We start from the raw sequence: 19,984 nt of genomic DNA, 5'->3' as shown, positions 1-19,984 counted from the left end.
GGCTCCGTTTCAGGTTCATCCGGTGACGCCGCGCGCGGCGAGGGACGCGGTGAGCTGGTCGAGGGAGACACCCGACTCCCGGGCGAGGCGGGCGAGGGTGTCCAGGGCGTTCTCCACGGCGGTGGTTCGCTCGGGCGGTCGGAGCACCGTGGCGCCCTTTCCCCGGCGCAGCTCCACCAGGCCCCGGTCGCGGAGCTGGCGGTAGGCGCGCAGCACCGTGTTCCGGTTGAGATCGAGGGCCTCGGCGAGCTCCCCCGCCGACGGCAGCCTCGCGCCCGCGGGTGTCTCTCCGTCGGTGATCGACCGGGTCAGTGCCGCGACGAGCTGGGTGTAGACCGGCACCGGTGATGAGGTGTCCAGGGTGATCAGCACGCGGTCCTCCCGAAAGAATGAAGAACTTATAGTGCTAATTAAACTAGCACTACCCGAAGGGGTGTCAAGAGCCCCGTCGCCGGCCACTAGACTGAAGCGAATGATCATCTCCACCATCGCCCGTGAACTCGGCGTCCCGGAGGCCCACGTCCGGGCCACCGTCGCCCTCCTCGACGAAGGCAACACCGTGCCCTTCATCGCCCGCTACCGGAAGGAGGCCACCGGCGGTCTGGACGACACCCAGCTCCGGCAACTGGAGGAGCGGATCGGCTACCTGCGAGAGCTCGAGGACCGCAAAGCCACCATCCTCGCCGCGATCGAGGAGCAGGGGAAGCTCACCGACGATCTCCGGGCGCTCATCGCCGCCTGCGAATCAAAGGCCCGCCTCGAGGACCTCTACCTACCGTTCAAGAAGCGCCGCAAGACCAAGGCCGACACCGCGCGGGAAGCCGGCCTCGAACCCCTCGTCGACACGCTCACCACCGAACAGGGCACCGACGCCGAGACAGTCGCCTCCGGCTACATCTGCGAGGGCTTCGAGGACACGAAGAAGGTGCTCGACGGGGCGCGCGCCATCCTCATCGACCGGTTCGCCACCGACGCCGACCTCGTCGGCGAGGTCCGCGAGGAGATGTACCGCCGCGGACGCATGTCCGCCACCGTCGTCGAGGGCAGGGAACAGGAGGGCGCGAAGTTCAAGGACTACTTCGAGTTCTCCGAGCCCTTCACCCGGCTGCCCAGCCACCGGATCCTCGCCCTGCTGCGCGGGGAGAAGGAGGGCGTGCTGCACCTCGACCTCGACGCCGGCGACGACGAGTTCTATCAGGGACTCATCGCCGACCGCTTCGACCTCGACGTCACCGCCTCCACCTGGCTCGCCGACGCCGTCCGCTGGGGCTGGCGCACCAAGCTCTACGTCTCCTCCGGACTCGACGTCCGCATGCGCCTCAAGGAACATGCCGAAGCCGGCGCCCTCGATGTCTTCGCCACCAACCTCCGCGACGTCCTGCTCGCCGCGCCCGCCGGTCAACGCGCCACCCTCGGTCTCGACCCCGGCTACCGCAACGGCGTGAAGACCGCCGTCGTGGACCCCACCGGAAAGGTCCTGGCCACCACCATCATCCACCCGCACCAGCCGCAGAACCGGTGGGACAGCGCCGTGCGCGAACTCGCCGACCTGTGCGCCACCCACGGCGTCGAACTCATCGCCGTCGGCAACGGCACCGCCAGCCGGGAGACCGAGAAACTCTCCCACCAGGTCGCGGACCTCCTGGCCAGGGCCGGTGGGCGCAAGCCCACCACCGTCGTCGTCAGTGAATCAGGCGCCTCCGTCTACTCCGCGAGCAGCCTCGCCGCCGCCGAGTTCCCCGACATGGACGTCTCATTGCGTGGCGCGGTGTCCATCGCCCGCAGGCTCCAGGACCCGCTCGCCGAGCTCGTCAAGATCGACCCCAAATCCATCGGTGTCGGCCAGTACCAGCACGACGTCAACCAGACGCAGCTCGCCCGCACCCTCGACGGAGTCGTCGAGGACGCGGTCAACGCCGTCGGCGTGGACCTCAACACCGCCTCCGCGCCGCTGCTCACCCGCGTCGCCGGAATCAGTTCCACGCTGGCCGACAACATCGTCGGCTGGCGCGACGAGCACGGACGATTCCCCTCCCGCCGCGCCCTCAAGGACGTTCCCAGGCTCGGCCCCAAGGCCTTCCAGCAGTGCGCCGGCTTCCTCCGCATCACCGGCGGTGAGGACCCCGTCGACGCCTCCGCCGTCCATCCCGAGGCATACCCCGTCGTCCGCCGCATCGCGAAAGCGACCGGACTCGGCGTCGCCGACCTCATCGGCAACTCCCGGGTCCTCGGGTCCCTGAACCCGGCCGACTTCACCGACGACAATTTCGGCCTGCCCACCGTCACGGACATCATCGCCGAACTCGACAAACCGGGTCGCGACCCCCGGCCCGAGTTCACCACGGCGACATTCAGGGAGGGGGTGGAGAAGATCTCCGACCTGACCCCGGGCATGATCCTCGAGGGCACCGTCACCAACGTCGCGGCCTTCGGCGCATTCGTCGACGTCGGCGTCCACCAGGACGGACTCGTCCACGTCTCCGCCATGTCCACGAAGTTCGTCGAGGACCCGCACACCGTCGTCCGCTCCGGACAGGTCGTCAAGGTCAAGGTGATGGAGGTCGATGTCGACCGTAAACGCATCGGGCTCTCCCTGCGGCTCGACGACGAACCAGGTGCCCCCGCACCGAAACCGCAGCGTGGCGGCGGAGGCGGCGGCACCCGGAACAGTGGCAACCGTGGCGGCCGGAAGGGGCGCGGCGGGGGAGACGGCACCCGCAGCAATGCCAACGGCAGGCCCGCCCCCGGTGGGTCACTCGCGGACGCGCTGAAAAAGGCCGGCTTCGGGAACTGACGGGGCCCAGACTGGTTTGGCGGCTAGCTCGGCTCGCCCGGGATCACGTCACCCGGCCACGCATTCATCCCGCCGTCCAACCCGACGGTCCGCCGGATCCCGGCCTTTCGCAGGCGTTTGATCGCCTCGCGGGAACGGGATCCGCTGCGGCAGTAGACGGCGTAGTCGGTGTCCTCGTTCAGATGCCCGGCCAGCGCATCGAAATCATCCGCGTTGACGTCGAGGAGCAGGGCCCCCGGGATGTGCCCCTCGCGGTACTCCTCCGGGGTCCGCACATCGAGGACCGTCGCACCGGAATCAACGGCGGCCGCGAACTCGGCGGGGGAGACGTGCGCGCCGTCGAACTCCGGGACCCGGGTGGCCGACGTCGATGCGCCCGCCGATCCGGTCGACGTGACCGTCGTGGCGGCGTCGTTCTCCGGGGCATCGTCCCCTCCGGCACAGGACGCCAGCAGTGTCGAGCCGAGGACGAGAACGCAGATCATCTTCTTCATGCATCCGATCATGCCCCATGTGCTCCCGCACCGGTGTGCCGCGCGCCCGGCAGGAGCCGTGGACCGGCGCGGACGGTGCCCGTCGCGGGTTTGTGAACGCGCGCCGATGGTGGCATACTTGGGCAGTTGTCATACCGGGTGTGTCCCGGTGACGACGCACATGTACCGGGCACGAACCGGCCGAGCGCCCGACCTGAGTGGGAAGAGCCGCCAGGGTCCTCTGTCCAGCACCAGAAGCTAAGGAATCAACACATGAATATTCTCGACAAGGTCGATGCCGCACAGTTGCGCGACGACATCCCGGCCTTCCGCGCCGGCGACACGGTCAACGTGCACGTGAAGGTCATCGAGGGCGAAAAGTCCCGTATCCAGGTCTTCAAGGGTGTCGTCATCCGTCGCCAGAACGGTGGCATCCGCGAGACCTTCACCGTCCGCAAGGTCTCCTTCGGCATCGGTGTGGAGCGTACCTTCCCGGTCCACTCCCCGAACATCGACCACATCGAGGTACTGACCCGCGGTGACGTGCGTCGTGCCAAGCTGTACTACCTGCGCAACCTGCGCGGCAAGGCAGCCAAGATCAAGGAGAAGCGCTGACCCACACCCGACAGGCGCTGACACGCCGTCGGATGCAGCACCAGGCCACCCCACCTCCCGCCCCGGCGGGAGGCCCGGGGTGGTTTTCCTTTTCCCGGTCCACGATTCCCCTGCTGCGCTGCTCCGATGAATGCGGCGGTGGTGCTGGTAACGTGGTCCGACGTGAACGAACCGACGAACCCCACCCCCGCCGCCGACCGGACCCCGCACGAGATCGAGGAGACGGAAGTACGCGACCACACGGAGGACGCCGCGGATCCCGCAGACGAGCCCCGCGGACAGAAGAAGAACGCCTATCCGTGGTACGTCGAGATCCCCGTGGTCGTCGTCCTCACCCTCGTCGTGGTGGCGATCATGCAGCTGTTCGTCGGCCGGATCTACCTGATCCCCTCGCAGTCCATGGAACCCACCCTGCACGGCTGTGAGGGGTGCACCGGCGACCGGATCGCCGTGGACAAACTGACCTACCGTTTCAGCGACCCCAAACCCGGCGACGTCGTCGTGTTCAAGGGGACGGACTCCTGGAACTCCCAGTTCACCACGCACCGCTCCGAGAACCCCGCCATCCGTGGTCTGCAGAACCTCGGCTCCTACGTCGGGCTCGTCGCCCCCGACGAGAACACGCTGGTCAAGCGGATCATCGCCACCGGCGGACAGACCATCGAATGCCAGGCGGGCGACCCCGGAGTCATGGTCGACGGCAAGAAGGTCGACGACTCCTTCATCCAGCGGCCCCCGACCTACCCCATCGACGAACGAACCGGCTCCGTCGAGTGCGGTGGCGCGTTCTTCGGCCCGATCACCGTCCCCGCGGGCAACATCTTCGTGATGGGTGACAACCGCACCAACTCCGCGGACTCCCGCTACCACCTGGGTGACCAGTTCCAGGGCACCATCCCCGAGGAGAACATCCGCGGCAAGGTGCAGGCCATCATCCTGCCGATCAGCCGCATCGGCCTCGTCGACGATCCCGACATCCAGAACTGACCGTCGTGGCGGCGAACACCGTGCGCCGGATCCGGATCCGGCGGATGCCCTACGCCCGGACCCTCGAGCACACCCTCGACAAACACGGTCTCGGACCCGTCGCCGGTGTCGATGAGGCAGGGCGGGGCGCCTGCGCCGGACCGATCTCCATAGCGGCGTGCGTGCTACCGGACCGGCCCATCCCCGAACTGGAACGCCTCACCGACTCGAAGAAGCTCAGCCCCGCGCTCCGCGCCCGCCTCGCACCGCTGATCAAGGACACCGCACTGGCGTGGTCGGTCGTGCTCATCGACGCCGCCGACATCGACCGCTGGGGCATCCAGCACGCCAACATCTCCGGAATGCGCCGCGCGGTCGCCCAGCTCGCCACCCCGCCCGGATACGTCCTGACCGACGCCATGCGGGTCCCCGGCTTCCGGGCACCCAGCCTGCCCATCATCGGCGGCGACGCCGCCGCCCGCTGCATCGCCGCAGCCAGCGTCCTGGCGAAACAGACCCGCGACGAGATCATGGTCGAACTCGACCGCACACACCCCGGATACGGCTTCGCCGCACACAAGGGATACGGAACTTCCGCGCACATGGACGCGGTGCGCCGCCACGGCGCAAGCCCCGTCCACCGCTACACTTACGCCAATGTGGCCACGGCACACCGACAGTGGTGCGCCGGGTCAGCGTCAGCTGTCACACGCGGCCCCGAGGAGGTCTGGCACAAATGAGCGCCGAGGAACTGGAGAACTACGAGGCAGAGGTCGAACTGTCGCTGTACCGCGAGTACCGGGACGTCGTCAGCCAGTTCTCCTACGTCGTCGAGACCGAGCGCCGCTTCTACCTCGCCAACGCCGTCGAACTCATCCCACGCAACGCCAACGGCGAGGTATACTACGAGGTACGCATGTCCGACGCCTGGGTCTGGGACATGTACCGCTCCGCGCGTTTCGTGCGCTTCGTCCGCGTGATCACCTTCAAGGACGTCAACATCGAGGAACTCGACAAACCGGAGATGATCATCCCGGAGTGATTCGGGGGCGCAGAGATTTGGGGCGGTGGTGATGTCGCGGGCGTAGAGCACCCAAGGGTCGTAGACGAAGTTGTCATCCGAGTACTGCTCCTGTCCGACGAACACCCGATCCGAGCCAGACCACTTTCAGCCATGAACGGATACGTCCCGGCCAGCGTGGCTTCCGCTCTGTGCGCTTGGGGGCGGGCGCCCTTATTCTAGGGCGCTCGATCCTTGTTGATGCAGCGGTTTTCTTCATGTCACTGTCAATGTCGATGCGCACCCGGCTCTTCGCTGGCCAGGAGCACAGTCGCGCCGTCTCGGCGTGGATTGCGGCGGTCGCCCTTGATATTCCTGTATGACCGGTCCTGGGCAGCTTCCTCCTCGATCACTTCTGGTGGTGTTCCGTCTTCCTCCTCAATATCCCGCTCTGCCTTAGAGTGGGGAGAACGAGTGGATCTCCGCTGCTACGGTGGTTCCGCTGGTCGGAGGTGTGGTACTCGGTGCCCTGGTCATCATCCAGCTTCGGAGGGTTTCCTCGCCGCTCATTGACGGCCTTGTGATCACGGTTCCCTTTGGTGAGCTGGCTGTCAAGGCCAGGGACTATCGGCCTGTGGTTGCGGTCACCTTCATCGTCCTGGCCGTTGCGTGCGGCTTGGCTGCGACCACGACCGCATCCTTGACGACGGCAAACTTCATAATGTGGAATGTGATCATGGGCATCGGGATCGACTGTCTCTGCCGAATTGCATGGACCTCTCCATGAGATCTCTCGATGTCGAACGCTGCGGAGTCGGCTCGACCGTCGTGCAGAGTATGCGGCAACTCGGCGGTTCCTTTGGAGTTGCCGTATTCGGTACCGTCCTCACTTCGGCTTATCGTGGTCATCTACGCTTCGATGGCGGCCTTCCCAGCGAACTCATCGAAGGAGCCACAGATTCGCCCTCATGTGGTGCCGTCGTGGCCCGCGAGGTCGGGCCACTCGTTCCTGGTCTTTTCGACCAGATTGAGGACGGATTTGTCGCGGGGATCAAGCAGTTTTCTGGGGGAATGTGTGTTAGGAGGGTTGGCTGCGGTCGTCGCTGCTCTCAGGGCTTCCCGTGGCGCCGGTTCCGGATCGGAGGAGTTCGCTGATGAATGATGAGAACAATGGCATCGCTATCTCGGAGGTGACGACTCGACTACGAGGCCAGACAATCCTCGACGCAGTTACACTCCACATTAAACCTGGTAGCGTCCACGCGCTCGTCGGCATGAATGGGGCAGGAAAGACGACCTTAATGCGCAATTTACTTGGTATACTGCGCATCGACTCGGGACAGATTCGCCTTCTGGGATCCCCTTAACCGGCTCTCAGCTGAGGCTTGGAGCCGGATCGGGCATATGATCGAAGGTCCCGCGCTCTACCCCGAGTTCACGGTGCGCGAGCATCTGAGCAATATGTTCGCTCTGCGTGGTCTGTCGGACACCTGCACGGTCGAGGTGCTCAACCACACCGTCGAGCGCCTAGGGCTCACACCCTGGATCGATGTCCGGACGAACCGGCTTTCTCTCGGCACTCGGCAGAAGGTCGCCCTTGCTGCGGCGCTTGGACCTTGCCCCGAGATTCTCATCTTGGACGAGCCCGCGAATGCCCTTGACCCCATCGCCATTCGTGGGCTGCGTGATCTCATCCGGGAGGTCGCCGACTTCGGCGGGGCGGTACTGATCTCCAGTCATCACCTCGACGAACTCGCTCGGCTTGCAGATCATGTCACCCTGCTGCACCGTGGTTCGATCGTCGGTGACCTTGACACGAGCGGCCACGATCTCGAGAAGGTCTTCTTCGAGACGATTCTACGCGCCGACAAAGCGCGTCAGAGCAAGGAGTCGTAGCCATGAGTCCACTCTTCTTGGTGACCCTGCGGTTCGAGGCCGAGAAGCTGCGCCGATCGAACGTCGTTAGAATAGCGACGCTGATCCTCGTGTTTTTCCCGGTCGCGCTTGCAGCGGGCGGTGTCGCCGCGTTGCGTACCGATCTCCAGGGTGCCTTCGCTGCCAAGGCCTCCCTGCTTGTGCACGGCGAGGGTTGGAACGCTTATCTCGGCCTGTGTGCACAGGTGCTTTCCGTCGCGGTACTCCTCGGAGCTGGATTTGTCTGCGCTTGGACCTTTGGTCGAGAGTTTGAGCAGAACACGATTGTCAACCTCTTCGGTTTGTCCGTAGGCCGCCGCGACTTTGCCTTGGCCAAGTGTCTCACGCTCATCGCATGGGTCCTCATCATTTCGGTCTTCGTCACGATCGTTACCCTTGTCGTGGGCGTGGCGCTCGGCCCCATGAGCGGTTCCCCGAATGGTGTTTGGCTGCCCTTTTTAGTCTCTGTGCTCTCGGGACTAAATGCTCTTCCCCTAGCTTGGGTCGCGACTGTCCGGCGCAGCTATCTGCCTGCCATCGCGGTGCTTCTCGGCATCGTCGTCATGGTACAGCTACTCATGATTATCGGGGTCGGCGCGTGGTTTCCATGGTCAGTCCCCGGCCTGCTGGCGGGTTTTTCGCCCACGTTGCGCCCTACCTTCATACAGTGTCTCCTTCCGTTGGTTGTCGCAGTCATTTCGATCTCGGCTACCTTACTAACTTGGGCCCGTTTGGAACTCGGACGTAGCTGATCTGGACCACCAACCGACGTGTCTCATCAGGCCGTCCACCACCGTGGGGTACGACCCCTGTTGTCTTCGTCTTCGGTGGGCAGGGTACCCAGTACTTCGGGATGGGGCGCCACCACTTCGACCACGACGAGGTCTTCCGGGCATCCGCGCTAGCCATCGGCCCGATCTGCGGCGATTACGGGCATGGAGGTGTCCTCAACGAGACTATGGCCCGCCCACCTGACGTGCGGTTTGCCATGGAGGACTGACGGCTCTCACGCCCGGGTATTGCCATCATCCAACTCGCCTTCGCCGATAGTCTGATGGCACCTGGAACGATCCCAGATGTCGTGGCGGGATCCAGTCGGCGTAACTCATCGCCCCTCAGTGTCGCCGGTGTCTTTGACCGGGAGTGGCGACTCAAGGTGCTCGTCGAGCAGGTCTGTTCGCTTGAGCGGCACCGGCCCGTTGGCGGCTTGCTCGCCAACCTCGCGGATGTCGTGGGCCAGCCGGAGGCCCGGCTGGCGGCGGAGATCGCCGCGGCCGGTGGCCATGACATGTTGATGATCGGTCCACCCGGGTCCGGGAAGTCCATGATCGCGGCACGTCTCCCGGGGATTCTCCCGCCATTGACGGAGCGGGAGTGCTTGGCTGCGACCGCCGTGCACTCTGTGGCCGGGCGGACGTTCACCGGTGTCGTGTCCCGGGCTCCGTTCATCGCGCCCCACTTCAGTCGGCGGTGGTGCAAACCCGCTGCCGGGGGCGGTGAGTCTCGCCCATCACGGTGTCCCCTTCCTCGACAGGGGTCGAGAGATGACTGCTCCACACAGGTGCCGTAAAAGGACTGTGCCACGGTGCTTGTCTGTGAACGTCGTGCCCGAATAGGAGCATTCGGACCGTGAACCCTGCGTGGTTCAGTCGGGGCTGAGGTCATGCAACGCTCACCGGGAGGACCCGGAGTTCGGCTACCGCTACCTCGCCGACGAGGCTCACGCCGCCGGCGAGTCGATGTGTCACCGGACCGCGTGGCGGATCTGTCAGGACAACGGATGGGCCAGCACCATCAGCTGACGTGGGAGGGGCAGGCACAGGCGTTCGGGATCGCCCGTCCACGACGACCTGGTCAACCGCGAGTTCACCGCCGATGTCAGGGGAACGGTGCTGCGCCGGGACCATCCCGCCGACAATGTGGCCATGGCGCTGCTCGCGGCGCATACGGTGCGGGGCCGGATCAGCCAACGGCGCGTCGACCGAACGCTCCGGGTCGCATGGACATTTGCGGACCTGGAATACAGGGACGCACCTGATCTTGAGCGGATCGTCATGCTGTGCAGTAAACATATCTAGACACATTTAGCGCCGGTGTTCTTCTCATGTCGTTTCCGGCCTCCGGTGGACAACCGCCGGTTCCAGCGTGTTGTGCACAGTGCCCGGCGATGTGGAACCTCCGACGCAGGTGTTTCGGGGGACGGTTACGCAACCCACCGCCGCTGTGTCAGACGGGGCGGAGCCCTTGCCACCGATCCTCCGAGAGTCACCCCAGGTCCCGAACGATGGCTGGCCGGGCGGCGGAGCCCTTGCCACCGATCCTCCGGAAGTCGCCCGAATGTCCATTCCCACACCTGCTGAACTAGGTCGTGCCGGTGAAGAAGCCGCCGCCCGGTACTACACGTCCCAAGGCGACCACATCCTCGCCAGGAATGTGTCCTGCCCTCAAGGGGAGGTCGACCTGATAGTCGAGGCTGCTGACGGGACCGTTGTTTTCGTCGAGGTGAAGACCCGCTCCACGGCGTGGTTCGGTGGGATCGAGGCGATCTCGCCCCGTAAGTTCGCCAGGATCAGGCACGCTGCGGCTGTCTGGTTGGCGGAGCATCCGGCGCATTCGGTGCGTTTTGATGCGGTTCTGGTGGCCCCGCACGCGGGTCGCTGGTCGATTGAGTGTTGGGAGGACATCGACCGTGGCGCTCGGTAGGACCCGCACCGCAGCGGTCAGGGGTGTCACAGCCGGCGTCATCGATGTGGAGGTGAGTACGGGGCGTGGGCTGCCCGCGCTCGACCGGTGTCCGACTCGCGGTCACGAGGCAGGATCTGCCCATGGGTGTGGTTCAATGAGGTATGGACCAGTCAAGGGGCGCCCTCATCACCGGTGTTCTCGGCGTCGTGGAATAGGCTTCGCCGTTGCTTCACGATTGGCGGCGCGTGGGTTCGATCTTGTTCTCGCCCATCACGCGCCGCACGATGCCGATCAACCGTGGGGTGCGGATGACGTTGACGCAGTGGTGTCAGCCATTCGCGATCGGCTGGAGCCTGGGCGGCGAGTTGAGGCGTTCGGTGGCGATCTCGCGGAACCCGATGCGCCAGCTCGTCTGGTCGGCGAGGCGCGGACCGCATTTGGTCATGTCGACGTCCTGGTCGCCAACCATGCTCGCTCCGGCGGCGATGGTCCCCTGCTTGAGCAAACGTCTGCGTCCCTGGATGAACATTGGGCCGTCAACGCCCGTTCCACCCTTCTGCTCTGCAAGGAGTTCGCTGCCCAGCACGATGGTCGTCCGGGTGGTCGAATCGTCATGATGACAACAGGCCAGAACCTCGGGCCCATGCCCGGCGAGGTTGCCTACGGGGCCGCCAAGGCCGCCTTGGTTGGCATTCTCGCGACCGTGGCGCACGAGCTCGCTCCGCGCGGCATCACGGTCAATTGCGTCACCCCGGGACCGGTCGATACGGACTCCTATGTGACCGACGAACTCCGCCAGATGCTGGCGGAGCGCTTTCCGTTCGGCCGGTGGGGCGAGCCTGATGATCCGGCGCGCCTGATCGACTGGCTGGTGTCCGACGACGGCAGGTGGGTCACCGGTCAGGTGATCAACAGTGAGGGTGGTTTCATTCGGTGACGATTTCGCCTGGTCAGCGCAAGCCCTCGGCGCGAGAGGTGCGGTATGCAACCCCGGCTGAACTGTCCTGGGTTCAGTTCCGAGTCTTGTGAAGGAGAATCAAGGTGAGTCGGTTGATCGCCGGGTCTATCACGCGATGCTGGTCGGGCCGTGCTTTCGCTTTGCGGTCGCCATGCGTACCAGGCCACTGGTGAGCATGCTGAGGCAGCCGACCGTCAGGACGCCGATTGCGTCGGGGGCGAAGCGGAACAGCCACGGCCACGGTGTTCCGGACGCCCGACGGATACCGAGCATCAGGGCCGTCGGCAGTATGGCGTGGTACAGCAGCGATCCCTCCACTCGTCGGGGTCGCGTGCGAGAGTGCCAGCCGAAGACTCCGACCGTCAGGAATGCGGCATAGGCCAGATTCAGGATATTCTGCCGTATTCGTGCCTTCTGCTTGGCCGGGAGCTCCTTGATCGGCAGGTTGAGCAGCACACGAATGATGTCCCCGCCCAGGTCTTCGAGCAGTGGCGTACGCACCAGGAAGTCACCGAGGTTGGCTACCAGAACGAACGCGATGCCCAGATCAGGTACGAGACCGAAGACGCTCGAGGATTGCGGGACTTTACCACTGTGCGTGTAGACGGCATGACCCGCGATGTCCTTCTTCACCCACCCGAAGCCGTACAAGCCTGAGTCACCGAAGGCGTCGCTGACTGCTGGGCTGCGTCGCACGGTGACACCGGAATTCAGCATCGTGTCGATCGCGCACTGTGAGAGTATCTGTCGACCGCAGAATGTGCCGCCTGACAGGATCATCGACAGGAACCGGCCTGCATCCTCAGATGAGGCAACGACGCCCCCGGACGGCCCCTGTATCCATGATTCTGGGCTGAAGTCGGCCCGCATAGCCGGGCAGTTCTTTCCGAAGACGTTTGTCCGGCCGCGCGTACCGATAACCTCAGGTGCGGACCCACTGTGTCGCATACCCAGCGGCTCCAGTATCCGAGCGGACAGCAGGCGTCCGAACGGGACCCCTGAGGCCGTGCTGAGGACCTGCCCGAGCAGGTTGTAGTTCTGGTTGGCGTAGCTGAAGCTCTGTTCGCGTCGTCGGGTGAGGCGCCCGGGAGTGGCGTCTGTGCGCAGGCCACTGACGTGGCAGGCGAGGTCGCTGAGGGTGATGTCCTCCGGGAGATCCGCCTCTGTCAGGTATCGTGTCGCCGGGTCATCCAACCTGAGCAGTCCTTCGTCGACGTGCTGTAAGAGCAGCGCAGCAGTCATTGACTTGCTGGTCGATCCCAGCATCACCGGGGTCCTCACCGAGAGTTCACCGTGTTCAACGGTGAGCAGGGGCCCGTCGGACGTGACGACATGGAGGACGGCTCCGGGTAGGTCTGCTGCGACGAAATGTGCGCGTGTTACCCGTTCCAGTTCAGAGAGTGTGACGCTGATCGTCATGCGTGATCCCACCGCATCGTGACTTCGACCGGGGTTCGTGCCCCGCACGCCTGGCCGGTGCACGGTCTGTCGTGCACGTCAGGTCCGGTGCCTGCATTCATCGTCACAACGCCCAGTGTTCCCACACTGGTGAGTGGAATGCAACCGTGTTCCGGCAGATGGGCAAAAACCGACACCAGAGTCGATGCCGTCGTCAGGAGGTAGGACGCCGACATGGCCACCGAAATGCGCCGCTCCTGGCGTGATGGACTGCAGACGAAGATCACCCCGAGCATGCGGAACACCATGTGGTGGGTGAAGAAGACTGTGGCGGCGCAGAGTGCGAGCCGGATTTCGGCTGTCTCGTCACGGGTGCTTTTGGGTCGAGGGACTGCCGGGCGCTCGAAAAGCGTGGGCCAGCCTCGGCGCCGATGACTGTCGGTGCTCCGGAGGCCTTCCTTATCAGCATGCGAACGCTATATGAGACCATCATAAAATCTGCCGTGAGTCTCGTGGCCTGACACCCCAACTGTCACCTGATCGTCCATCAGTTCCGTGCGTCGACCGAACGCTCCGGGTCGCATGGACATTCGCGGACCTGGAGGACAGGGACGCACCTGATCTTGAGCGGATCGCCATTCCGTGCGGCAAAACACATCCAGACACATTCAGCGCCGTTTTTCTCATGTCGTTCCCGGCCTCCGGTGGACAACCGCCGGTTCCGGCGTGTTGTACACAGCGACCGGTCATGAGGAGTGTCCGACGCACATGTTTCGGGGACGGTGAGGTCAGCCACCGCCGTTGAATAAGACGGGGGAGGAAACCACATAATCGATCCTCCGGGAGTCGCCCGAATGCCCATTCCCACACCTGCTGAACTAGGTCGTGCCGGTGAAGAAGCCGCCGCCCGGTACTACACGTCCCAAGGCGACCGCATCCTTGCCAGGAATGTGTCCTGCCCTCAAGGGGAGGTCGACCTGATAGTCGAGGCTGCTGACGGGACCGTTGTTTTCGTCGAGGTGAAGACCCGCTCCACGGCGTGGTTCGGTGGGATCGAGGCGATCTCGCCCCGTAAGTTCGCCAGGGTCAGGCGTGCGGCGGCTGTCTGGTTGGCGGAACATCCCGCGCATTCGGTGCGTTTTGATGCGGTTCTGGTGACCCCGCACGCGGGTCGCTGGTCGATTGAGTGTTGGGAGGACATCGACCGTGGCGCTCGGTAGGACCCGCACCGCAGCGGTCAGGGGTGTCACGGCCAGCGTGATTGATGTGGAGGTGAGTACGGGGCGTGGGCTGCCCGGCATCAGTGTCCTGGGGCTCGGGGACACCGCCGTCAGTGAAGCGCGGGACCGGATCCGCACGGCGTGCCAGAACCTAGGGTTGCCGTGGCCTCGCACCCGGATCGTGGTCAGCCTTTCACCGGCGTCACTGCCGAAATCCGGGTCGGGGTTCGACCTCGCGATGGCACTCGCGATCCTGACAGCCGGCGGATCGGTCCTGGCGGCCGCTGACCGGCTGGCCTCAACGCTGGTGTTGGGGGAGATCGGTCTCAACGGGGCGATCCGCACGGTCACGGGTGTCCTGCCGTGTCTACTCGCGGCCCGCGCAGCGGGCCTGACCGGAGCCGTCATTCCCCGGGGCAATGCTGGTGAAGCGGCACTGATTCCGTCGTTTCCCGTCATGATCGCCGACACCCTCGACGAGGTTCTCCGGTGGGCGACCGGTGCCGGTGACCTGACCACAGCAGACGATGTCGGATCCGACGTCGTCGAGCCTCGGGAGAACACGGACTTCGCGGATGTCGTGGGCCAGCCGGAGGCCCGGCTGGCGGCGGAGATCGCCGCGGCCGGTGGCCATGACATGTTGATGATCGGTCCACCCGGGTCCGGGAAGTCCATGATCGCGGCGCGTCTCCCGGGGATTCTCCCGCCGTTGACGGAGCGGGAGTGCTTGGCTGCGACCGCCGTGCACTCTGTGGCCGGGCGGACGTTCACCGGTGTCGTGTCCCGGGCTCCGTTCATCGCTCCCCACCACAGTGTCACGCGCGCGGCGCTGCTCGGCGGTGGAGGGAGTCCGCTGCCGGGGGCGGTGAGTCTCGCCCATCACGGTGTCCTCTTTCTCGACGAGGTCAGTGAGATTCCGGCCCGCATCCTGGACTGTCTCCGGACTCCGCTCGACACCGGTGCGGTGCGGATCCTCCGGTCCAGACAGGACGTGACATTCCCCGCCCGCTTCCAGTTGGTGATGGCCGCCAACCCGTGTCGCTGCGCGTCAGACGATCCCCGTCGATGCCGGTGCCGTTCCGGGGAGCGGTCGCGGTACCTCAACAATCTCTCCGGGCCGCTGCGGGACAGGATCGACCTCCACGTCAGGACCCGGGCCAGGTCAACGGTCATCACACCGGGGGACGGGGAATCTTCGGAAGTGATCGCCGGACGGGTGGCCGCCGCCCGGGAGCGGGCGGCGGACCGGTGGCGGCGTGCCGGGCTGGATACGATGCTCACCGCCGATGTCAGGGGAACGGTGCTGCGCCGGGAACATCCCGCCGACGATGTGGCCATGGAGCTGCTCGCCGCGCACACGGCGCGGGGCCGGATCAGCCAGCGGCGCGTCGACCGGACCCTCCGGGTCGCCTGGACACTCGCGGATCTGGAGGGCAAGGACATCCCTGATCTGGATCACGTCGCCCGTGCCCTGAGCCACTCCGGCGTAGTGGACGGTGGTGAGACCGATGCCTGAGAGAATCACGATCAACGACCGATGGTCGGCCCGGCGACACGCGTGGGCCTACCTCTCGCGGGTGATCGAGGGTCCGTCGGCGCCGCTCCAGCAGCTGCTCGCCGAGGACCGTGACGTCGAGGCCATCGCGTACGGGGTCAGGCGGCGGGAGCCGTGGATCGGGACACTGCTCGGGCAGACGGCTGCCCGGTACCGGACGGACAGCGCCGCGGAGGACCTCCTCACGGCCGACAGGAACGGGGCCCGGCTCATCACCCCGGATGACGCCGAATGGCCGTCTGACCCCCTGGACAGGGCCTTCGGTTTCGTCGATGCCGTGAGTGACCACGTCGGGCGATCCGGTGGTCGGGATGCCGTGGCACCGCACGCGCTGTGGGCCAGGGGCGGATCACCGGCGGAGCTGACGCAGCGGGCGGTCGCCGTCGTCGGCACCCGTGCCATCACCCGATACGGCTGGGAGGTCACCCGCATGCTCGTGGAAGGGCTTGCGGCGTCCCGGTGGACGATCGTGTCCGGAGGGGCGCTCGGGGTGGACACCGTGGCACACGAGACCGCACTGGCGAACGGAACCCCAACCATCGCCGTTGCGGCGTGCGGCCCGGGACGGACCTACCCGGCCCGCAACGCCGCCCTGTTCGACCACATCGCCGGTGACGGCACACGGGGTGCCATCATCTCGGAGTATCCACCCGGTGTCCATCCGACACGGCACCGGTTCCTCACCAGAAACCGGCTCGTCGCGGCGCTCAGCGGCGGAACCGTTGTGGTGGAAGCGGCGTGGCGTTCCGGCGCACTCAACACCCTCACCTGGGCGGCGCGACTCGGCTCGGTGGCGATGGCCGTACCCGGTCCGGTGACGGGGCACGGATCGCTCGGTTGTCACGAGCGGATCCGGAACGGGGACGCGCAACTGGTCACATCGGCTGAACAGGTCCGGGAATTGATCGAGCCGCTCGGGACCGTGGATGCGCAAGCCCAGTACGAGTGTGCTTTCCCACCCGACAGGATTCAGGCGTTGAGTCACACGGAACTGAAGGTTTTCGACGCCACCTCCAGTGAGAGCCGTGTCACAGAAGTTGTGGCCGCGGAGGCGGGCATCACAGTCCCCCTGGCGGTTCACATACTGGTTGACCTGCAGCAGAAGGGTTTGGTGCAGCGGGATGGTGTTTCGTGGCGGCGGTCCGGTTAGTTGATCGGCGGAAGAAATTTCAGTCAGAGGGTTGCATGATGACAAAGCCAACCCTAAAGTTACAGAGGCAAGCCTAAGTTACTGCTTCAAGGTTCGGGCTGGTTCCTTGTAGCAACTGCCTCTGAAGCTTCTCACGCACCGGGCGGTGTCCGCACCTCCAAGTCCTGGATGAGGCTGATGAAGGCGCTAGGGTTATGCATATGGGTGAGTCAGATGCGAAGGCGGCACGGTCAGCGATGATCGTGCCGCCTTCTGCATGTCCTGGGTCCGGCACCACTCACCGACCAGCCACTTACGGAAGGGGAGAGCCGTGAAGGGTCCAACGACACCAACAGGTCCGCTCCCGGAGGCTCTCGAGGACTTCTGTGAGCACCTCTCGCTCGTGGAGAACCGTTCGGACGCCACGGTGCGCGCCTACCGGAGCGACCTCTCGCCACTGCTCGGTTCGATGTCCGGGTGGGGCGACTTCACCCAGGCCGCGTTGCGGACGTGGCTCGCCGACGCGCACCGTTCCGGTCTCGCCCGCGCAACCATGGCCCGGCGCACCGCCGCCGCCCGCTCATTCAGTTCCTGGGCCGCCCGCCAGGGGTATCTCGACACCGATGTCGCCGCCAGGCTGGCGACGCCCAAGACGGCACGACATCTGCCGCGGGTCCTGAACGTCGACGAGGCCGTCGGTGTCGTGGAGGCCGCGGACGCCGCGAGTGAACCGGAGCAGCTCCGGGATGCGGCGATGCTCGAGTTCCTCTACGCCACCGGGGTTCGCATATCCGAGCTCTGCGGCCTCAACGTCGCCGATGTCGATCTCGCCGCACGAACAGCCCGGGTCACAGGTAAGGGCAATAAGCAGCGAATCCTCCCGTTCGGCTCAACTGCCGTGAAAGCGGTCTCCGCCTGGCTGGACCAAGGGCGCGGGCATCTCGCTACGTGCGCGGAGAAGGCCCTGTTCGTTGGCGTCCGGGGTGGGCGGATCAATCCCCGGCAGGTCCGCCGCATCGTGCACGCCGCAGCCGCTGCGGCCGGCGCGGAGGGGCTGACCCCCCACGGGATTCGGCACAGCACCGCCACGCATCTGCTCGACGGCGGGGCGGACATCCGGGAGGTCCAGGAACTGCTGGGACATTCCTCGCTGCAGACAACGCAGATCTACACCCACGTCTCCACCGCGCGCCTGGGGGAGGCGTTCAGGCAGGCCCATCCACGGGCTTGAGCCTGATCAACGGCCGCGGCAGGAGACCGAGCGGATTGACGTACGCCCCGTCCCGGCGGGCGCCCCAGCTCAGGCCGGGCCAGCCGCGCGGATCAGTTCCCAGCGTTCCTATGACCTGCCCCTCCGTGACGGTGTCACCGGCGGTGACCGTGGCGATTACCGGTTGGTAGGTGGTTCGGGTTTCGTCCGGATGATCGATGGACACTGTTGCTGTTCCGGCCACCGCACCGGAGAAGAACACCGTGCCGTCGCCGGCCGCCCGCACCGGCCGGCCGCGGGGGAGCGCCAGATCGACGCCCCGGTGTCCCGGGAGCCAGTCATGTGCGGGCGGGTCGAACGGGCGCAGGACAGTCCCGGGGCTTTCCCCGCCGGTGGTGGGGGAGACCCATGCGCCGGCGGTGGATACGCCGTCGGGGTGGACGGTCGTCAGGAGCACCGGCAGAAGACTCAGAGAAGCGACTGCCGCGATGTGACGTAACCGCGGGGTGTTTTTGGTCCGATTGTTCATGGCCCCGAGCCTGGGCGGTGGTGTGTGGAGGGGTGTGCACGCGGTGGAGGGTCTGTGGATGATGGGGCATCTGTTGCCCGTGGTACCCAGGTGCCGGACTTCGGTGTGTGTTGGACCGCTCTTTTGGTTCAACCGGCAGTTCAGGGCTACAATCACCGGTTAGCAGTGTGCCCGTTCCCGGGTGCGCTGACTACGCGCGGCCGCGTGCCGGACGCACCTGATCGATCCGATCCCGTTCTCCGGGGTCAGCGACCGGTCGGGCCAGCTGCCGGAAACCTGATACAGGCCACTCAAGGTCCCGCTCAACGCCCCTGCTCACGCGGGGGACGGTGTGCGGGTGAGGGGCCGGGTGTCGGTCGCCAGGGTGCGGGACAAAAACCCGCACAATCAAAAACCGAAACTCCGAGCACAGAAAGGGAGCATCACCATGGCAGTTGTGACCATGCGCGAGCTTCTCGACGCCGGTGTCCACTTCGGACACCAGACCCGCCGTTGGAACCCGAAAATGAAGCGTTTCATTTTCACCGACCGTAACGGCATCTACATCATCGATCTGCAGCAGACGCTGACCTACATCGACCAGGCCTACGAGTTCGTCAAGGAGACCGTCGCCCACGGCGGCACCATCCTCTTCGTCGGCACGAAGAAGCAGGCCCAGGAAGCTGTGGCCACCGAGGCCGAGCGCGTCGGCATGCCCTTCGTCAACCACCGTTGGCTGGGCGGCATGCTCACCAACTTCCAGACCGTCTCCAAGCGTCTGCACCGCATGAAGGAACTGCAGGCGATGGACGCGGCCGAGGACGGCTACGAGGGCCGTACCAAGAAGGAAATCCTCATGCTGACCCGCGAGCGCACCAAGCTCGAGCGCGTCCTGGGTGGTATCTCCGACATGACCCGCGTGCCCTCCGCACTGTGGATCGTCGACACCAACAAGGAGCACATCGCCGTCAGCGAGGCCCACAAGCTGAACATCCCGGTCGTCGCCGTGCTGGACACGAACTGCGACCCCGATGTCGTCAACTTCCCGATCCCGGGCAACGACGATGCGATCCGCTCCATCTCCGTGCTGAGCCGCATCATCTCCTCCGCCGTCGAGGCAGGCAAGAAGGCCCGCTCCGACCGTGAGCTGGCCGCAGCCAAGGAGAACGCAGGCGAGAGCAAGGCCGAGGAAACCGAGGAGACCGCCAAGGTCGAGGTCGCAGCCAAGGTCGAGGCCACCGAGGCCGTCGCGGAATCCGCTCCGAAGGAAGAGACTGCCGCAACCGAGCAGTCCACCGAGGAAACCACCGCCGCGGAGTAGTCACCACCTCCGCCTGATCACACCCCCTCGCCGCGACCCAGCCACCGTGCGGTGACGGAGAGTACTCCGCCACCGCACAGCGACCACCCACCGACCGTGGGTGGGGGCCGGGGAGGACACGGGCGCGGGGGTTTCGTGTCCCGCACGGTACCTCCGGTCGCACACCTGCGTCGCGAAGCGGCCAACGGTCAGGCACATTGGAAACCCAATGGGATTCCACGCGTCGCGGATGCCCCAC

Annotated in this window: 22 protein-coding genes; 17 read left to right on the top strand and 5 right to left on the bottom strand. The window is 65.6% G+C overall.

What is annotated here, in order from left to right:
• Window positions 1–15 precede the first annotated feature (15 nt).
• Window positions 16–372, bottom strand: coding sequence for a GntR family transcriptional regulator (locus JIM95_RS02020; protein WP_200257037.1), 357 nt, complete (start codon window positions 370–372; stop codon window positions 16–18).
• A gap of 100 nt (window positions 373–472) precedes the next feature.
• Here JIM95_RS02020 and JIM95_RS02015 point away from each other — a divergent pair, with 100 nt between their 5' ends.
• Window positions 473–2,794: a Tex family protein gene (locus JIM95_RS02015; RefSeq protein WP_200257039.1), complete on the top strand. Its 2,322-nt coding sequence runs from the start codon at window positions 473–475 to the stop codon at window positions 2,792–2,794.
• Window positions 2,795–2,817: 23 nt separating this feature from the next.
• Here JIM95_RS02015 and JIM95_RS02010 read toward each other — a convergent pair whose 3' ends face one another.
• On the bottom strand, window positions 2,818–3,288 hold the full coding sequence (locus JIM95_RS02010) for a rhodanese-like domain-containing protein (protein WP_200257041.1): 471 nt from the start codon (window positions 3,286–3,288) through the stop codon (window positions 2,818–2,820).
• Between the two features lie 252 nt (window positions 3,289–3,540).
• Between JIM95_RS02010 and rplS the strand changes: the two genes are divergently transcribed.
• From rplS to JIM95_RS01980, 7 genes are all read left to right on the top strand, one after another.
• Window positions 3,541–3,882, top strand: a complete 342-nt coding sequence (rplS, locus tag JIM95_RS02005; protein ID WP_198738190.1) for a 50S ribosomal protein L19 — start codon at window positions 3,541–3,543, stop codon at window positions 3,880–3,882.
• A 162-nt stretch (window positions 3,883–4,044) separates the two neighbouring features.
• On the top strand, window positions 4,045–4,869 hold the full coding sequence (gene lepB / locus JIM95_RS02000) for a signal peptidase I (RefSeq protein WP_248112723.1): 825 nt from the start codon (window positions 4,045–4,047) through the stop codon (window positions 4,867–4,869).
• 44 nt (window positions 4,870–4,913) lie between these two features.
• On the top strand, window positions 4,914–5,588 hold the full coding sequence (locus tag JIM95_RS01995) for a ribonuclease HII (protein WP_200257291.1): 675 nt from the start codon (window positions 4,914–4,916) through the stop codon (window positions 5,586–5,588).
• Window positions 5,585–5,890 carry a DUF2469 domain-containing protein gene (locus JIM95_RS01990; protein WP_198736179.1) on the top strand — a complete coding sequence of 102 codons (306 nt, stop codon included), beginning with the start codon at window positions 5,585–5,587 and terminating at the stop codon, window positions 5,888–5,890. Before JIM95_RS01995 ends, JIM95_RS01990 begins: the two co-directional genes overlap by 4 nt.
• 1,112 nt (window positions 5,891–7,002) lie before the next feature.
• Window positions 7,003–7,215 carry an ATP-binding cassette domain-containing protein gene (locus tag JIM95_RS11550; protein ID WP_200257045.1) on the top strand — a complete coding sequence of 71 codons (213 nt, stop codon included), beginning with the start codon at window positions 7,003–7,005 and terminating at the stop codon, window positions 7,213–7,215.
• Window positions 7,163–7,744, top strand: a complete 582-nt coding sequence (locus tag JIM95_RS01985) for an AAA family ATPase (protein WP_272493639.1) — start codon at window positions 7,163–7,165, stop codon at window positions 7,742–7,744. Before JIM95_RS11550 ends, JIM95_RS01985 begins: the two co-directional genes overlap by 53 nt.
• A gap of 2 nt (window positions 7,745–7,746) precedes the next feature.
• Window positions 7,747–8,514, top strand: coding sequence for an ABC transporter permease (locus JIM95_RS01980; RefSeq protein ID WP_200257047.1), 768 nt, complete (start codon window positions 7,747–7,749; stop codon window positions 8,512–8,514).
• A gap of 353 nt (window positions 8,515–8,867) precedes the next feature.
• Here JIM95_RS01980 and JIM95_RS01975 read toward each other — a convergent pair whose 3' ends face one another.
• Complete coding sequence (locus JIM95_RS01975; protein ID WP_234034515.1) at window positions 8,868–9,047, bottom strand: hypothetical protein; 180 nt, start codon at window positions 9,045–9,047, stop codon at window positions 8,868–8,870.
• Between JIM95_RS01975 and JIM95_RS01970 the strand changes: the two genes are divergently transcribed.
• From JIM95_RS01970 to JIM95_RS01955, 4 genes are all read left to right on the top strand, one after another.
• The gene (locus tag JIM95_RS01970; RefSeq protein ID WP_410170868.1) at window positions 8,994–9,332 is read left to right on the top strand and encodes an ATP-binding protein; all 339 of its coding nucleotides are present in this window, start codon (window positions 8,994–8,996) and stop codon (window positions 9,330–9,332) included. The two genes, JIM95_RS01975 and JIM95_RS01970, sit on opposite strands and share 54 nt — an antisense overlap.
• Window positions 9,333–9,612: 280 nt before the next feature.
• The gene (locus JIM95_RS01965) at window positions 9,613–9,840 is read left to right on the top strand and encodes a magnesium chelatase subunit ChlI family protein (RefSeq protein ID WP_200257293.1); all 228 of its coding nucleotides are present in this window, start codon (window positions 9,613–9,615) and stop codon (window positions 9,838–9,840) included.
• 259 nt (window positions 9,841–10,099) lie between these two features.
• Window positions 10,100–10,465, top strand: coding sequence for a YraN family protein (locus JIM95_RS01960; protein ID WP_200257048.1), 366 nt, complete (start codon window positions 10,100–10,102; stop codon window positions 10,463–10,465).
• Complete coding sequence (locus JIM95_RS01955) at window positions 10,389–11,384, top strand: SDR family oxidoreductase (protein WP_336296545.1); 996 nt, start codon at window positions 10,389–10,391, stop codon at window positions 11,382–11,384. Before JIM95_RS01960 ends, JIM95_RS01955 begins: the two co-directional genes overlap by 77 nt.
• A 129-nt stretch (window positions 11,385–11,513) precedes the next feature.
• On the opposite strand, the gene JIM95_RS01950 is transcribed toward JIM95_RS01955, so the two are convergent.
• A complete protein-coding gene (locus tag JIM95_RS01950; protein ID WP_200257051.1) occupies window positions 11,514–12,824 on the bottom strand; it encodes a serine hydrolase domain-containing protein in 1,311 nt (436 codons plus the stop codon).
• An 833-nt stretch (window positions 12,825–13,657) separates the two neighbouring features.
• Here JIM95_RS01950 and JIM95_RS01945 point away from each other — a divergent pair.
• The 4 genes from JIM95_RS01945 (at window position 13,658) to JIM95_RS01930 (ending at window position 17,938) form a co-directional block, all read left to right on the top strand.
• On the top strand, window positions 13,658–14,023 hold the full coding sequence (locus tag JIM95_RS01945) for a YraN family protein (protein WP_200257052.1): 366 nt from the start codon (window positions 13,658–13,660) through the stop codon (window positions 14,021–14,023).
• Window positions 14,010–15,539, top strand: coding sequence for a YifB family Mg chelatase-like AAA ATPase (locus JIM95_RS01940; protein WP_200257054.1), 1,530 nt, complete (start codon window positions 14,010–14,012; stop codon window positions 15,537–15,539). Before JIM95_RS01945 ends, JIM95_RS01940 begins: the two co-directional genes overlap by 14 nt.
• Complete coding sequence (gene dprA, locus JIM95_RS01935; RefSeq protein ID WP_200257058.1) at window positions 15,532–16,728, top strand: DNA-processing protein DprA; 1,197 nt, start codon at window positions 15,532–15,534, stop codon at window positions 16,726–16,728. Before JIM95_RS01940 ends, dprA begins: the two co-directional genes overlap by 8 nt.
• 310 nt (window positions 16,729–17,038) lie before the next feature.
• Window positions 17,039–17,938 (top strand): tyrosine recombinase XerC, encoded by a 900-nt coding sequence (locus JIM95_RS01930; RefSeq protein WP_248112727.1) that lies wholly within the window; start codon window positions 17,039–17,041, stop codon window positions 17,936–17,938.
• Here JIM95_RS01930 and JIM95_RS01925 read toward each other — a convergent pair.
• Complete coding sequence (locus JIM95_RS01925) at window positions 17,913–18,446, bottom strand: murein hydrolase activator EnvC family protein (RefSeq protein ID WP_200257059.1); 534 nt, start codon at window positions 18,444–18,446, stop codon at window positions 17,913–17,915. The genes JIM95_RS01930 and JIM95_RS01925 overlap by 26 nt on opposite strands.
• A 427-nt stretch (window positions 18,447–18,873) precedes the next feature.
• Between JIM95_RS01925 and rpsB the strand changes: the two genes are divergently transcribed.
• Window positions 18,874–19,746, top strand: a complete 873-nt coding sequence (gene rpsB, locus JIM95_RS01920; RefSeq protein ID WP_200257062.1) for a 30S ribosomal protein S2 — start codon at window positions 18,874–18,876, stop codon at window positions 19,744–19,746.
• Window positions 19,747–19,984: the final 238 nt, after the last annotated feature.

Origin of the sequence: Corynebacterium antarcticum (assembly GCF_016595285.2) — a bacterium.
Lineage (GTDB): Bacteria > Actinomycetota > Actinomycetes > Mycobacteriales > Mycobacteriaceae > Corynebacterium > Corynebacterium antarcticum.
This window is presented reverse-complemented; position numbering and strand designations above follow the sequence as displayed.